Genomic DNA, 15,677 nt, shown 5'->3' on the forward strand with positions numbered 1-15,677 from the left:
GCAGTTTTGTATGGGACTTAACAAATCACTGCCTTGTTAAAGCCTATAAGTGAAGAACTCTTGCCCAGTACTTTGATTAAAGTGCTGGGCTTTTTTATCGCGATTCTTGTAACGATTAGTATCGCGTTATATCTCTTTAAAAAGCCAATACGCCTTTGGTATCGACTTTTACGTTGACCGGCATACCCACTTCAAGTGCTTCTGACGAGGTTGCTAATAACTTCTGACCATGCGCTTCGATTACATAACGACAGTGATCACCCATAAATTGCTGTTCTAGCACCGAAATAGCACTATCTTGCTCGTAACTTGCTTGGATATGCTGGGGCCTTAGCAGAAGCTCACATGTATTGCCGAACTCAATCTCCGTTTGCGGTTTGGCTTCAACCATACCCAAACTGGTTTCAAATTCATGCTCCGAAATACGCTGTGCATTGAGGTAGCTACCGCCACCCAAAAAGTCTGCAACAAACTTACTTGAAGGATGGAAATACAACTCAGATGCCGAACCATACTGCTCAATCACACCATGGTTCATTACTGCCATTTTATCTGCAAATGCGAACGCTTCTTCACGGCTGTGAGTTACGAAGATAGCTGTAACACCCTGCTTCTTAAAAATCTTGCGAATCTGAGAAATCAGCTCATGACGAACCTGAGTATCGATGTTTGAGAATGGTTCATCTAACAGTAGCAAGTCTGGCTTGTACGCCAAAGAACGAGCAATAGCGACACGCTGTTGTTGACCACCTGAAAGTTGGTGTGGGTAGCGGTCACCGTACTCATCTAAGTGAACCAACTCCAGCATCTCTTGAACTTTGTCTTTCTTTTGCTGCTCAGAAAGGTCTTTCAAGCCAAAGCCGACATTCTGGTTTACCGTCAGATGCGGAAACAGGGCGTAATCTTGGAAAATCATACCAATGTTACGCTGCTCTGGTGGCAACCAATTCTCGCCATCATCAATGGTTTGACAGTTCAAACTCATCACACCGCTACTTAATGGAAGTAAGCCTGCAATCGCCTTCAGTAAGGTCGTTTTACCGCAGCCACTCGCACCAAGAAGACAAACAATTTCACCATGCTCAACTTCTAACGAGAGCGCTTCCAAAATGGTTTGCGACTCATACTTACAAGTCAGATCTTTAATTGATAATGCACAACTCATTAGTTTTTCTGCTCCAAGGAACGGTTTACGATGATCAGAGGAATTAAACCCACCAACACCAATAATACAGCAGGCATCGCCGCCAATTCTAGGTGCTCATCTGAGGCATAGTTATAAACATAAGTCGCCAATGTCTCGAAGTTGAAAGGACGCAGCAGCAATGCCGCATTCAACTCTTTCATTGATTCGATAAACACCAGTAAGCCAGCGATCAATGCGCCACGTTTAATCAAAGGTAAATGAACACGACGTAACATCTGGTTGGTATTGCAACCCATGGTTTTAGAAGCCATATCCAATGAAGGAGATACTTTACTCAAGCTACTTTCAATACTGCCAATCGCCACTGCAGAAAAACGTACGACCATGGCAAAAATTAGCGCGAACATGGAGCCAGAGAAGATCAAACCAGGTCGCCCCCACTCCATCACTTTCGCAATGTCATTGACCAAGTGATCCATGAACAAAACAGGTACCATCACCCCAATCGCTAACACGGTGCCTGGAACGGCATAGCCCATCGAAGCGAGACGCATATAAGCCTGATTTTTCTTACTCGGACTAACGCGTTGATTAAAGTTAACAATCATCGCGATAATCACGCCAATAATCGCAGCAGCTACCGAAACGTAAAGGCTGTTGATGGCATATTCTCTGAATTCAGGGGTCCAGCTTTGAGCAAAATATTTGTAGGCGTAAATAATGAGCTGGCCAAGAGGGAATAAGAACGCAACGCAAACTAATCCCCAGCACCAGAATAGTGCCAGCCATTTTTTCCAACCAGAAAGGTCGTAACGAAAATCTTCGCGGCTGCTGAACTGATTCTGGAATAGCTTCTGCTTACGGCGACTGTATCGCTCTGAGCTCAACAGTAGGATCACGATAACCAGCATGATTGCCGATAGTTTCGCAGCTGCCGTTAAGCTTGAGTAGCCTAGCCAAGTATCATAAACCGCAGTCGTTAAAGTATTTACCGCAAAGTAACTCACGGTACCAAAGTCACCGATGGTCTCCATAGCAACAAGCGATAAACCGACCGCCATTGATGGACGAACAAGTGGTAAGGAGATACGACGGAAGCTTTCCCAAGGCGAGCATTTTAGCAAACGAGCAGATTGTAATAAGGAGACGTTTTGCTCCATAAATGCCGCGCGGCACAGCAAATAAACATAAGGATAGAGAACGAGAGACAGAACAATAATAGCGCCGGATAAGGTTCTAATATCTGGGAACCAATACTCACCGGGTCCCCACCCAGTAAGATCTCGCAGTAGAACCTGAACAGGGCCGGCAAAGTCGAACCAATCGGTAAAGATATAGCCAACAATATAGCCTGGCATTGCTAATGGCAGGACGAGTGCCCACTGCAAAACACGCTCTCCCGGAACACGGCACATTGCCATAACCCAAGCCGACGGAATACCAAAAACTAAAGACAGGAACATGGTTCCTATGACTAAAACCACCGTATTGTAGGCATAGGTAGGCATCACTGTGGACATCAGATGAGAAAATAGCTCATCTGTTTCTCCAACAGCCGTCGTAAAAATCGCTAAGATCGGTAAGACCAGTAATACAGCAATAATGCCGCTACTGGTGTTCCATAAATAATTCTTTTCTTTCATCGCCTAACTACAACGAGGCTTAATGAAACACAAATGCATTTGCAAATACATCTCATATCCTTTTAATGGTGGGGTTATTTATACCCATATACTCTAATGACTTCAAGGTGAGATGCTAATAACTCAAGGGATCAACGGGGTGCTTTGTATCAAAAAGTGATTTTCCAATAACAAACAACCCCAAGTAGCCAAAATGGCGACTTGAGGTTGTCATTTTACTTAGGCCGAAGCCTACCGTAATAAATTATAGATCGAACTTAACTTCGTCTAATAGCTTGATTGCAGCCGCGTGGTGGTTTGCAATTTCGTCTAGAGAAATAGTATCCGCTTTGAACTCGCCCCATGAAGCAACAAGCTCAGAAGGTTTAACGTCTGCTTTCACTGGGTATTCGTAGTTCACTTCTGCGTACATGCTTTGTGCTGTGTCACCAGATAGGAATTCCATCAGCTTAACGGCATTCTCTTCATTTGGAGAGTATTTAGCCATTGCCATACCAGAGATGTTTACGTGAGTACCTGTAGTCTCTTGGTTAGGGAAGTTAATGTAAACAGAGTCAGCCCAAGCTTTTTGCTCTTTATCATTAACCATCTTACCTAGGTAGTAGCTGTTACCAAGAGCAACATCACATAGACCTTCTTTAATCGCTTTAACTTGCGCGCGGTCGTTACCTTGAGGCTTACGTGCTAGGTTTGCTTTTACGCCTTCTAGCCATTCTTTCGTTTCAGCTTCACCTTTGTGAGCAATCATCGAAGATACTAGAGAAACATTGTATGGGTGCTTACCACTACGAGTACAGATTTTGCCTTTAAATTCAGGCTTAGTTAGATCTTCGTAAGTGAACTCTTCACCTAGACGACCAACACGGTCACGTGAAGAATAAACGCTACGTGTACGAGTTGTTAGAGCGAACCACTCGTTATCTGTATCTTGGTATTGAGCTGGGATGTTCTTTTCAAGTACATCGCTCTCTACAGATTGAACTAGACCTTGTTTAGTTAATTCAGATAGACGGCTGATATCTACAGTTAAGACAACGTCAGCTGGGCTGTATTCACCCTCTTGAGCTAACTTCTCTGCTAAACCTTTTTTAGCAAACTTAACGTTTACTTTAATACCAGTCTCTTTTGTGAACTCTTTGAACATTGGCTCAACAAGGAAAGGTTGACGGTAAGAGTATACGTTTACTTCTTCCGCAGCCATTGCTGTCGGGGCAATTACACCACACGCTAGAGCTGAAAGTGTTAGCAGTTTCTTCATTGTAAAATCCTTTATATCGAAATGATAATGTCTATCAGTTGCGTTATTATATTCATCATTAACATAATTACAATGACGACCAACAAAAAATCCGTCTACTCAGACCATTCAAACTCTCACTTTTGTAACAAACCATTTCAACTTTGTGTCTTGTCGTTCCCCTTAAACAATGAGCCTAACTTCAACGTTCGTGTTTATATATTGTGCAACCGTAAATACAACAAAGCCCCGCAACAAGAGTTGCGGGGCTTTCTTTGTCCAACCTAACCCATTCAGATTAGGCGACGACTGTTGATTATTTTACTGATACAAACTCAGGGTAAGCGCCGACACCACAATCGTGCATGTCCATACCTTCAAGTTCTTCATCTTCCGTTACTCGGATACCGATTGTTGCTTTAAGCACCGCCCATACTGCTAGGCTAGCACCGAATACCCATGCAAAGATGACTGCTGCACCCATTAGCTGAGCACCAAACGTTGCATCAGCGTTGCTTAGTGGCACAGCCATTAGACCGAAGAAACCACATACACCGTGTACAGAGATAGCACCTACTGGATCATCAATCTTAGCTTTGTCTAGAGCGATGATGCTGAATACAACCAATGCACCAGATACCGAACCAATCGCTACAGCAAATAGAGGTGATGGTGATAGAGGGTCTGCAGTGATTGCTACTAGGCCAGCTAACGCGCCGTTAAGAATCATTGTTAGGTCTGCTTTACCCCAAGTTGTTTTACATACTAGTAGTGCTGCAATTGCGCCTGCTGCTGCTGCTGCGTTGGTGTTAAGGAAGATTTGACCTACTGCTGTTGCGTTCTCAAAATCCGAAACCATCAGTTGAGAACCGCCGTTGAAACCGAACCAACCGAACCAAAGGATAAATGTACCTAGCGTTGCAAGTGGCATGTTTGAACCAGGAATCGGGTAGATTTCACCGTTCTTACCGTATTTACCTTTACGAGCACCGAGTAGTAGAACACCAGCTAACGCTGCTGCTGCACCAGCCATGTGTACGATACCTGAACCTGCGAAGTCACTGAAACCCGCTTCTGATAGGAAACCACCGCCCCAAGTCCAATAACCTTCAACAGGGTAAATGAACGCTGTTAGTACTACAGAGAAGATTAGGAATGACCAAAGCTTCATACGCTCAGCAACCGCACCAGATACTACAGACATTGCTGTTGCAACGAATACTACCTGGAAGAAGAAGTCTGATTCTAAAGAGTGATCTGCGCCTTCACCTTGTGTACCAATTAGAGTACCAAATGATGGCAACCAACCGCCTTCACCGTTGTCGACATACATGATGTTGTAACCAACCACTAAGAAAGCTGTACAAGCAATTGCGTACAAACAGATGTTCTTAGTTAAAATTTCTGTGGTGTTCTTTGAACGAACTAGGCCAGCTTCTAACATCGCGAAGCCTGCTGCCATCCACATTACCAACGCACCTGAAATGAGGAAGAAAAAAGTGTCTAGTGCGTAACGTAGTTCCGTTACTGTTGTTGTAAGTTCCATATTAAAGTCTCCAGTCCTTGTAATTCTTTAAAGTGCTTCAGCATCCATTTCACCAGTACGAATTCGTACGGCTTGGCTTAGGTCATACACAAAAATTTTGCCGTCGCCGATTTTTCCGGTGTGTGCCGCTTGGCTAATCGCTTCAACAACTCGGTCAACATTCTCAGCTTGGGTAGCAATCTCTAGCTTCACCTTTGGTAGGAAATCCACTTGGTACTCTGCACCACGATACAATTCAGTGTGTCCCTTCTGACGACCAAAGCCTTTCACTTCAGAAACAGTCATACCTTCAATACCCACATCAGAGAGCGCTTCGCGTACATCGTCTAATTTGAATGGCTTAACAATGGCATTTATTAATTTCATATTCGTTCCTTAAATTCTTACTTAATCCGTTAATTCTCTTATTACAATCCAAGTAGCGTGCCAAAAAGTTAAGTGCTTGATTTTAAATAAGATGAAGATAATAAGGTCGTAATAACGAAAAAGGCCGCACCAACATGGTGCAGCCTTTTCACTATCTTAATGCGCGATGCTCTTATTGCTCCAGTTTTGGGCAACGGAGCCTTCAAAGCTCTGAATGACTAACAAATAGGTCTTAGGACTAGTAACCTAAAAAATCCATCCAGCGTTCGATGAGCAGTTCGAAATCGTCGATTCCACAGCTTGCTTGGCTTTCACAGTTATAGAAGTCGAACTCACTGCCCTCTTCCATCTCTTGCTCATGCGATAACACGTTTTCTTGAATCGTTACTTCGTCTTCATTAATCGCAAGGCTAATCTCTTTGCCAAGCAACGTCACTTCATTGCTCAAGTCCTGTCGAGATTGCTCAATCAACGCCATCACATGATCTAATTTTTGCTTATCTTTACCGATCTCTTCTTGAAGCCAACGGCCAACAATCTCATGGCCCATGCTGCATTTCACATAGTATTCACCCATTAGAGTGTTTCTAGTAAATTCAAACTCCATAACTCAACCTATACTGCATTAATACTCAAGCGATACTATTTCTGAGTATACCATTGTCTTGTCAGAAACGAGCGTATTGACGAATTTATCGTTACGATCCAACCTACACAGTCAATGAAGAGGAGGGCTCTATGCAGTTGAACGAAATGATTGCCAAACAAATTGTCGAACGAACCATGAAGATCATCCCACACTCGATTAATGTGATGGATAATAAAGGTCGCATTATTGGATCCAGTGATCCTACTCGCTTATACCAAAAACATGAAGGAGCGGTACTTGCCATCACCGAATCACGAGTCGTTAATATTGACGAAGCCACTGCCGAACACCTAAAAGGGGTTAAGCCTGGAGTTAATTTACCGATTCTATTTCAGGATAATGTCATTGGGGCGATTGGGGTTTCTGGGACACTGCAGCAAGTTCATCATTTTGGTGAGCTGGTGAAGATGACCGCTGAGCTTATTGTTGAACAAGCTGTACTTATGTCTCAAGTAGAATGGAATAAGAGGCATCGTGAAGAATTGGTATTGCAATTAATCCGAGGTAGCACGCTTAATGACATGCAACTGCAATCCATCGCACAGCGTCTGGATCTCGACCTTGCACAACCGCGGATTGCCGCCATCGTCAAGGTGTTACCGATAGGAGACACTGCGCCTTCATTGGAAAACTTACAGCAATTAGTACATTTACTTGAATATCCCGAGCGCGATAATTTAGTCGGTATCTTGTCTGTTTCACAAAACGAAGTGGTGGTACTCAAGCCTATAACCCTGATAGGGAACAGCTGGTCCAAGGATGCAGAAGCCAAGCGCGTGAAATTGCTACTCAAAAGAATAAAGAAAGAAGCTAAGTTTCAAATCAAGATTGCGCTTGGGGATTACTTTACCGGACTTTCTGGTTTAGCACGCTCATATGATACCGCTGAGCTCACTATGCGCAGTGTCGGTAACCGCCCCGGAGACATGTTTTTCTATCAAGACTATCGACTGCCGGCCATTATGAGTAGCCTGTTACAAGATCCATGGATTCGTGAGCAACTGGAGCAGTCTTACCTACATCTTCAACAACAGGACAGTAAAGGGATACTGATCAAAACTTTGAAGACATATTTAAAGCAGAACTGTGATTCAGCTCTCACCTGTAACGAACTACATATCCATCGCAATACGCTACGCTATCGAACAGACAAGATAAACCAAATAACATCATTAAATATCAACAATATAGACGATCTATTTCAACTCTACATTGCAATAAATCTATTCCACTGGTCGAGCTAAAAAATGTGCAACTGCACAATTTAAAAGGACCGATTTGAGCACTTATTTGTAGAGAATGACAAAGACTTACCAACCCTATATCTTTATATTTGCCGAAAATGACACATCGTTATCTGGGAAATAGAACATGATTGAAGTTTCAACTCTTGGCGCACTTTCAGCATTGATTGTTGCTATCGCGCTCATTCTTAAAAAAGTGCCACCCACCTACGGCATGATCATCGGTGCTTTGGTTGGCGGCGTGGTTGGCGGCGTTTCTCTCACCGAAACCGTTGAGTTAATGATAGGTGGTGCCCAAGGGATCGTCACTTCAGTGATGCGAATTCTCGCCGCTGGTGTGTTGGCCGGCGTACTAATTGAATCAGGGGCGGCTACCTCGATTGCAGAATCCATCATCAAAAAAGTAGGCGAAACTCGCGCCTTACTTGCTCTTGCCATTGCGACCATGATTTTAACCGCTGTTGGCGTTTTCGTTGATGTGGCCGTTATCACGGTTTCTCCTATTGCACTGGCTATTGCTCGCCGCGCAGACCTTTCTAAAACCGCGATCCTTTTGGCGATGGTGGGCGGCGGTAAAGCAGGTAATGTCATGTCGCCTAACCCAAATGCCATTGCGGCGGCTGATGCGTTCAATGTTCCGTTAACCTCTGTGATGGCTGCAGGCGTGATTCCGGGTCTATTTGGGCTGCTTTTCGCCTACTTCTTGGCAAAGCGCCTCGTCAATAAAGGTTCAAAAGTAGCGGAAAGTGAAGTGGTCAAAGCGGATCAAAGTTCACTGCCAAGCTTTTCTTCTTCAATCGTTGCACCGTTAGTGGCTATTGCCCTACTCGCGCTGCGACCACTCGCTGATATCAATGTTGATCCTCTAATTGCATTACCCTTGGGTGGATTGCTGGGTGCACTGGCTATGGGTCGCTTCAAACAAGCCAATAGCTTTGCGGTTTCAGGCTTGTCACGTATGGCACCGGTTGCTGTAATGCTACTGGGCACAGGAACCATTGCAGGCATCATTGCTAACTCAGGACTAAAAGCTGATCTGATTGAAGTGCTGACGATGTCTGGGCTGCCTTCTTACTTACTTGCTCCGTTTTCTGGCGCACTGATGGCACTATCAACCGCATCGACAACTGCCGGAACAGTAGTGGCATCGAATGTATTTGCCAGCACCATTCTTGAGCTAGGTGTTCCAGCTCTCGCAGGCGCAGCAATGATCCACTCTGGTGCGACAGTACTTGACCATATGCCACATGGTAGCTTCTTCCATGCCACGGGTGGTGCGGTACATATGAGTATTCATGAACGTCTAAAACTCATCCCTTATGAGTCAGCGGTCGGTCTTGTTATCGCCTTCGTCTCAGTAATGATCTTCGGTGTATTTGGTCTGTTTGTTTAAGTTTAAAGGTATCAAAATGAAAATTGTAATTGCTCCTGACTCATATAAAGAAAGCCTATCAGCAATGGGCGTTGCTCAAGCGATTGAAGATGGCTTTAAACAGCTAATACCAAACGCCGAATACGTAAAATTACCAATGGCTGATGGTGGTGAAGGCACAGTACAATCTCTGGTGGATGCGACCAATGGCTCTATCATCCAACATCCAGTGATTGGTCCATTAGGTGAAATTGTCGAAGGCTTCTACGGTATGTTCGGTGACGGTAAAACTGCCATTATTGAAATGGCGGCCGCTTCCGGCCTAGATTTAGTCTCTCCAGAACAACGTAATCCACTAAAAACCACTACCTATGGTACGGGTGAGTTAATCAAAGCCGTATTAGATAAAGGTGTTGAGCATATTATTATTGGCATTGGTGGTAGTGCGACCAATGATGGTGGCTTAGGAATGGCTCAAGCGCTAGGCATTCGTATGCTAGATGCAGAGGGTCACGAGCTGGTGTTTGGTGGTGGTGAACTGTCAAAACTGACAACCATTGATCTCACCAACCTCGACCCACGCCTACAAAACGTACGCTTAGAGGTCGCTTGTGATGTCGATAATCCATTATGCGGACCAAAAGGGGCATCACAGGTATTCGGTCCGCAAAAAGGCGCAACACCAGAAATGGTTGAGCTGTTAGATGCTAACCTTGCTCATTATGCCAGTATCATGAAAAACCAGTTAGGCGTCGATGTCATTGATCTCCCTGGTGCTGGCGCGGCAGGCGGTCTAGGCGCGGCACTTGTTGGCCTGTTAAATGCTGAGCTTCGCCCTGGTATTAACATCGTAATGGACGCCGTCAATTTAGATGAAATAGTCTCAGATGCTGATCTTGTGATTACAGGAGAGGGGCGCATTGATAGCCAAACCATTCATGGCAAAACACCGATTGGTGTCGCTCGCACAGCCAAAAAACATAAACTGCCTGTCATCGGTATTGCCGGCTGTCTAGCCAGTGATTGTGGTGTGGTTCATGAGCATGGTATCGACGCGGTATTTGCGGTAGTGAACCGTTCAGTAGACTTGCCGACAGCTTTGGCTGAAGCGGCTGAAAATATTGAACTTACTGCTCGCAATGTTGCAGCAATGTATACGATTAAGCACTAATCGAGCTCTCTGTAAGCTAAAAGCAATTTTCGCTGTATGCTAAAAGCAATTAAGGCCGCTATTCACAGCGGCCTTAATTATATTTACAACAAAATCAGACGTTACGCAGGCTCTTGGAAGATAACCGTGTCTGCTTTTTCCGTGTACTGACCCATTTTATGGAAGTTCAGGTAACGGTATGTATCAGCAGCCGTTGCATTAATCTTCTCAGCGTACTCTAAGTACTCTTCTTTCGTTGGGATGCGACCTAGAATCGCGCCAACAGCAGAAAGCTCAGCAGAAGCCAGATAAACGTTCGCGCCATTACCTAAGCGGTTCGGGAAGTTACGCGTTGACGTCGACATAACCGTCGAAGCATCAGCAACACGAGCTTGGTTACCCATACATAGTGAACAGCCAGGAGTTTCGATACGTACCCCAGCACGACCGAAGATGCCGTAGTAGCCTTCTTCTGTCAGTTGGTCTTTATCCATCTTCGTTGGCGGAGCCACCCATAGGCGAGTATTTAGCGAGCCGTTAAACTCTTCTAGCATCTTACCTGCAGCACGGAAGTGACCGATGTTCGTCATACAAGAACCGATGAACACTTCTTGAATCTCAGTACCTTGAACGTCCGAAAGAAGACGAGCATCATCTGGATCGTTTGGTGCACATAGTATTGGTTGATCGATGTCAGCAAGATCAATCTCGATAACGTGCGCGTATTCCGCATCTGAATCAGCAGACAGCAACTCAGGGTTAGCTAGCCACTCTTCCATCGCTGTAATACGACGCTCAATCGTACGAACATCACCGTAACCTTCAGCGATCATCCACTTCAGCATCACGATGTTCGAGTTCAAGTACTCAGAGATAGACTCTTCAGAAAGCTTAACGGTACAACCTGCAGCAGAACGCTCAGCAGATGCATCAGAAAGCTCAAATGCTTGCTCAACAGATAAGTGCTCAACACCTTCAATTTCTAGTACACGACCAGAGAATTCGTTGATCTTACCGGCTTTCTCTACCGTTAGTAGGCCTTGCTTGATGCCGTAAAGAGGAATGGCATGTACTAGGTCACGTAGCGTGATACCCGGTTGCATTTCACCTTTAAAGCGAACCAAGATAGATTCAGGCATATCAAGAGGCATAACGCCTGTTGCTGCAGCAAATGCTACCAAGCCAGAACCCGCAGGGAATGAAATACCTAGAGGGAAACGAGTATGCGAGTCACCACCTGTACCTACAGTATCAGGAAGAAGCATACGGTTTAGCCATGAGTGGATAACGCCATCACCCGGACGAAGTGAAACACCCGCACGATTCATGATGAAATCAGGTAGCGTATGGTGAGTGTTTACATCGACTGGTTTAGGGTATGCCGATGTGTGACAGAAAGACTGCATTACAAGGTCTGCAGAGAAACCAAGACACGCCAGATCTTTAAGCTCATCACGAGTCATAGGACCGGTCGTATCTTGAGAACCGACTGTCGTCATTTTAGGTTCACAGTACTGACCAGCACGAACACCTTCAACGCCACATGCTTTACCAACCATCTTCTGAGCTAGCGTGTAGCCTTTATCAGATGCAGATGGATCGATTGGTTTAGCAAACAGATCCGTTTCAGCTAGACCTAGAGCGTCACGAGCACGACCCGTTAGACCACGACCGATGATCAGTGGAATACGGCCACCAGCACGCACTTCATCAAGAAGTACTTTGCTTAGCTCAAAGTTTGAAATCACAGAACCGTTCTTGTGAACAACACCTTCGTACGGGTAGATATCAATGATATCGCCCATGTTCATGTCTTGTACGTTCAGTTCAATGGGTAGTGCGCCTGAATCTTCCATTGTGTTGTAGAAGATTGGTGCAATTTTACCACCAAGACAAACACCGCCAGTACGCTTGTTTGGTACGAATGGGATATCTTCACCCATGAACCAAAGTACTGAGTTTGTTGCCGATTTACGTGAAGAACCTGTACCAACAACATCACCAACGTAAGCCAGTGGAATGCCATCTTTTTGCATTTCTTCAATTTGTTTGATTGGACCAACGCTACCCTGTTCATCAGGAGTAATGCCATCACGTTCCATCTTCAGCATCGCTTTCGCGTGTACTGGGATGTCAGGACGTGACCATGCATCAGGCGCTGGAGATAGGTCATCGGTGTTCGTTTCACCAGTGACTTTAAATACTTTTACTGTGATTTTTTCTGCTACTTTATCTTTCGCTGTAAACCATTCAGCATCAGCCCAAGATTGAAGTACTTGTTGTGCAGCAGCATTGCCAGCTTTCGCTTTCTCTTCTACGTCATAGAACGCATCGAACATCAGTAGAGTATGAGATAGCGCTTTAACAGCGATTGGAGCAAGCTCAGCATCGTCTAGTAGAGATACTAGAGATTCGATGTTGTAACCGCCTTGCATGGTACCAAGCAGTTCTGCAGCTTTTGCTTTGCTTACTAGTGGCGAAGCTACTTCACCTTTAGTGATAGCCGTAAGGAAGCCAGCTTTTACGTAAGCAGCTTCATCTACACCCGGTGGAATGCGATTTTCTAGTAGGTCAAGAATGATTTCTTCTTCACCTTGAGGTGGATTCTTCAGAAGTTCAACTAGGCCAGCTACCTGCTCAGCATCTAGTGGTTTTGGAACAACTCCTTCGGCAGCACGTTCTTCGACGTGTTTACGGTAGGCTTCAAGCACGACTTTTTTCCTCTCATTGCGGTTCACTTCTTCCCTTCATAATTGTTAGTAAAATAAAGAAGTGAACATCCTTGGAAACTTGGCTCTCCATTGCCATTTTTGTCATTCAATTTGTATTGATGAGCGGCGTCATAGAGGCCAAACTGTGGGCGGTAGAATAGCAAATTTAACGTTAAATTAAAATCTTATCATTTTGACCAACATAGCAAGTTAAGACGAAAGTCCCACTATTTTTGCCTAATTACGCACTTAAATGGCTACTCTACGCATGATTATTTGTAGGAAGTACCGACAATCAAATAGACCGAATCATAGTTATCTTCAGTTCGGCCATAAGCCAAAATGATCGGTCCTATTGGCGAATCAACACCAGCAAAAACAGAACCTGCGGTGTACATTGGTGCTTCATCAATGGTTAAATCATTGTTCGACCAAACACCACCATGTTCTATGGATGCACCTACGTAGAACGGTGATTTAAAGAGGCCGAAGTCATTTTCAAACCACTTATAACGATAGATAAGGCTGGTGTAGGCCAAGTTCTGACCTATCATACTATTCCTTGGAATACCTGACAGGTTTAAGAAGCCACCAAGCTCTTTGGGGTCGATTGGAAAAACAGAGTTTTTACTTTCTACAATTCCGTAATCAAGCTTTGCGACTAAAGTATGCTTCTCAATACTCTTTGCTGCCATGAAATTAGCCGAAAACTCATAAACAGTATCGCTTTCAGACCCTAGATCCGGGGTATCTCCAGACGTGTTGTCCTCAAAGTCATCATGGGAAACAAGATATTCTAAATCGACAAAGTAACCTTTCGTTGGCAAACTAAAATTATCTAAAGTATCGAGTCGATAACTAATAAACCCGCCTATACGTGTATACGCTCCGTTACCAAAAGATGGTAGCGAAGAAACCTCCAAACCCCCATCAGTATAACGAGCACCAAATTTCAGTTCTTGCCACAACGTCGGTTGATAGCCTAATGCCAATTCACCGACATATTCACTATAAATCAGTGGGACATAGTCTGTAGTCGCTTCTAATGTCGGTTCTCCAACCTCCCCCTCAACCACGGACAAATTTCTGTTTTCCTTACTGTAAACAATCGATGCAGAAGTGAACAGTTTTTGACTCGAAAAGAAGGGCGAGTAAAGTTCCGCTTCAATTCGTTTGTCAGTACCCATCTCGACGTTAGTTCTTAGCTCTGCACCATGCTTATTAATATCGGTAAAGTTGGCTGAGACACCGATCGAGTACTGACTGGTAGTAGAGAAATCATCTTCAAGAAAGAATCGAAAGTTGAGGTAGTTTGGGCCCCAAGACTTTTCGTTCACATCGACTTGAAGTTGATCTTCACCGTCAACGTTGTCAAACTCATAAGTGACTAACTCAAATCTATCCAGTGCATAGAGGTCTTGCACTTTAGATTCAATTTCACTGGTCTTTAAGATCTTACCGGAATCTAGGTTTAAACGGTTTTCGATCAGCTTATCGGAATAGTGAGTATTGTTATTGATAACAACTCGGTCAACGACGGTCTTATCACCGTGCTTCAGCTGTCTGCGTGCTTTTTGTTTGTCCTCGATATAATGCTGATAGTCTGCGTTAGAGAGTGACAGCTTAGAAAGCTCAGAGCTATTCTGAATCGCTGCGTCATAACCGGCTTGGTAGGCACCCGGCATTTTATCGAATTCTGTCGTCTCCATTTGCCCAACATCAGGGCGTAGGAAAACATCATCATCGGTCAGTGTTTCAGCTTGCTCCTGAGTGCTGCGTTGAACCAGATAATTAGAAAGTTGGTCAGCTGCCGCTAGAAAATTCGTGAAGTCTTCTTTGCCTTTGTAATTGGTACTGATATCCACCGCAATGACAATGTCCGCTCCCATCGCTCTGGCAACGTCGACTGGCATATTATTGGTGACACCACCATCAACCAGCATTCGACCATCTAGCGAATAAGGGGGAAGCGCACCGGGTACCGACATACTGGCCATCATGGCATCGACAAGGTGACCATGATCGATGACCACTTCTTCAAGTTCGATAATGTCAGTTGCGACTGAACGGTAGGGAATAGCAAGATGGTCAAAAGAGTCGAGTGGAGAGAGGTTACCTGTGGTCTCACGTAGAATACGCAACATATTCTGACCTTGAACCACCCCTTTCCTTGCTTTGATTTCGCCCCAACCTAAACCAAGGTCAGTGTTCAGTTGGTAACGGTCTTCATACTCTTTGTCACGCACTCGGCGATCACTACGGTTAACGCGATCACGATAACCACGATTCCAATCAACCGTATAAATAAAGCTCTCGATCTCGTCTGCGCTCATCCCTGTCGCATAAAGACCACCAACGTATGAGCCCATACTGGTACCGGTAATATAATCCACCGGGATTTGCATCTCTTCTAAGGCTTTAAGTACACCAATGTGAGCAGCACCTTTGGCTCCTCCACCAGCAAGCACAACAGCAACGGTTGGTCTTTTATGAGCTTGTCCAGCTTGCTGAGATTGTTCCACCGGTGTCACAGTCGATGCAAACAGCTGAAAACTGATCACAGTACCGACAATGCCTAAGCTGCTCACTATCCAACGAGAAATCATTATTTA

Annotated in this window: 11 protein-coding genes; 3 read left to right on the plus strand and 8 right to left on the minus strand. The window is 44.7% G+C overall.

Annotated elements, in window-relative coordinates; translation table 11 throughout:
• Positions 1-136: 136 nt before the first annotated feature.
• The 6 genes from AB4486_RS04955 to AB4486_RS04980 form a co-directional block, all read right to left on the minus strand.
• Positions 137-1,165 carry an ABC transporter ATP-binding protein gene (locus tag AB4486_RS04955; protein WP_017059417.1) on the minus strand — a complete coding sequence of 343 codons (1,029 nt, stop codon included), beginning with the start codon at positions 1,163-1,165 and terminating at the stop codon, positions 137-139.
• The gene (locus AB4486_RS04960; protein WP_372116610.1) at positions 1,165-2,790 is read right to left on the minus strand and encodes an ABC transporter permease; all 1,626 of its coding nucleotides are present in this window, start codon (positions 2,788-2,790) and stop codon (positions 1,165-1,167) included. The genes AB4486_RS04955 and AB4486_RS04960 overlap by 1 nt, the downstream gene beginning before the upstream one ends.
• A 244-nt stretch (positions 2,791-3,034) precedes the next feature.
• Positions 3,035-4,048 carry a Fe(3+) ABC transporter substrate-binding protein gene (locus AB4486_RS04965; protein WP_017059419.1) on the minus strand — a complete coding sequence of 338 codons (1,014 nt, stop codon included), beginning with the start codon at positions 4,046-4,048 and terminating at the stop codon, positions 3,035-3,037.
• Between the two features lie 295 nt (positions 4,049-4,343).
• Positions 4,344-5,573 (minus strand): ammonium transporter, encoded by a 1,230-nt coding sequence (locus AB4486_RS04970; RefSeq protein ID WP_017059420.1) that lies wholly within the window; start codon positions 5,571-5,573, stop codon positions 4,344-4,346.
• Positions 5,574-5,600: 27 nt separating this feature from the next.
• Positions 5,601-5,939: a P-II family nitrogen regulator gene (gene glnK, locus AB4486_RS04975; RefSeq protein ID WP_004738200.1), complete on the minus strand. Its 339-nt coding sequence runs from the start codon at positions 5,937-5,939 to the stop codon at positions 5,601-5,603.
• Positions 5,940-6,177: 238 nt separating this feature from the next.
• Positions 6,178-6,546 (minus strand): YacL family protein, encoded by a 369-nt coding sequence (locus AB4486_RS04980; protein WP_372116612.1) that lies wholly within the window; start codon positions 6,544-6,546, stop codon positions 6,178-6,180.
• A gap of 131 nt (positions 6,547-6,677) precedes the next feature.
• Between AB4486_RS04980 and AB4486_RS04985 the strand changes: the two genes are divergently transcribed.
• From AB4486_RS04985 to AB4486_RS04995, 3 genes are all read left to right on the plus strand, one after another.
• Entirely contained in the window at positions 6,678-7,832 is a 1,155-nt protein-coding gene (locus AB4486_RS04985) for a sugar diacid recognition domain-containing protein (RefSeq protein ID WP_017066809.1), read from the plus strand.
• A 127-nt stretch (positions 7,833-7,959) separates the two neighbouring features.
• Positions 7,960-9,225 (plus strand): GntP family permease, encoded by a 1,266-nt coding sequence (locus tag AB4486_RS04990; RefSeq protein ID WP_017059423.1) that lies wholly within the window; start codon positions 7,960-7,962, stop codon positions 9,223-9,225.
• 16 nt (positions 9,226-9,241) lie between these two features.
• The gene (locus AB4486_RS04995) at positions 9,242-10,375 is read left to right on the plus strand and encodes a glycerate kinase (protein ID WP_017059424.1); all 1,134 of its coding nucleotides are present in this window, start codon (positions 9,242-9,244) and stop codon (positions 10,373-10,375) included.
• A 101-nt stretch (positions 10,376-10,476) separates the two neighbouring features.
• Here the strand turns inward: AB4486_RS04995 and acnB are convergent, their stop codons facing one another.
• Together acnB and AB4486_RS05005 are read right to left on the minus strand one after the other, a co-directional pair.
• Positions 10,477-13,065 (minus strand): bifunctional aconitate hydratase 2/2-methylisocitrate dehydratase, encoded by a 2,589-nt coding sequence (gene acnB, locus AB4486_RS05000; RefSeq protein WP_017059425.1) that lies wholly within the window; start codon positions 13,063-13,065, stop codon positions 10,477-10,479.
• Positions 13,066-13,337: 272 nt separating this feature from the next.
• Positions 13,338-15,671 (minus strand): patatin-like phospholipase family protein, encoded by a 2,334-nt coding sequence (locus tag AB4486_RS05005; protein WP_372116614.1) that lies wholly within the window; start codon positions 15,669-15,671, stop codon positions 13,338-13,340.
• Positions 15,672-15,677: the final 6 nt, after the last annotated feature.

Origin of the sequence: Vibrio sp. 10N.222.55.C6, assembly GCF_041473395.1 — a bacterium.
Taxonomy (GTDB): Bacteria; Pseudomonadota; Gammaproteobacteria; order Enterobacterales; family Vibrionaceae; genus Vibrio; species Vibrio crassostreae_C.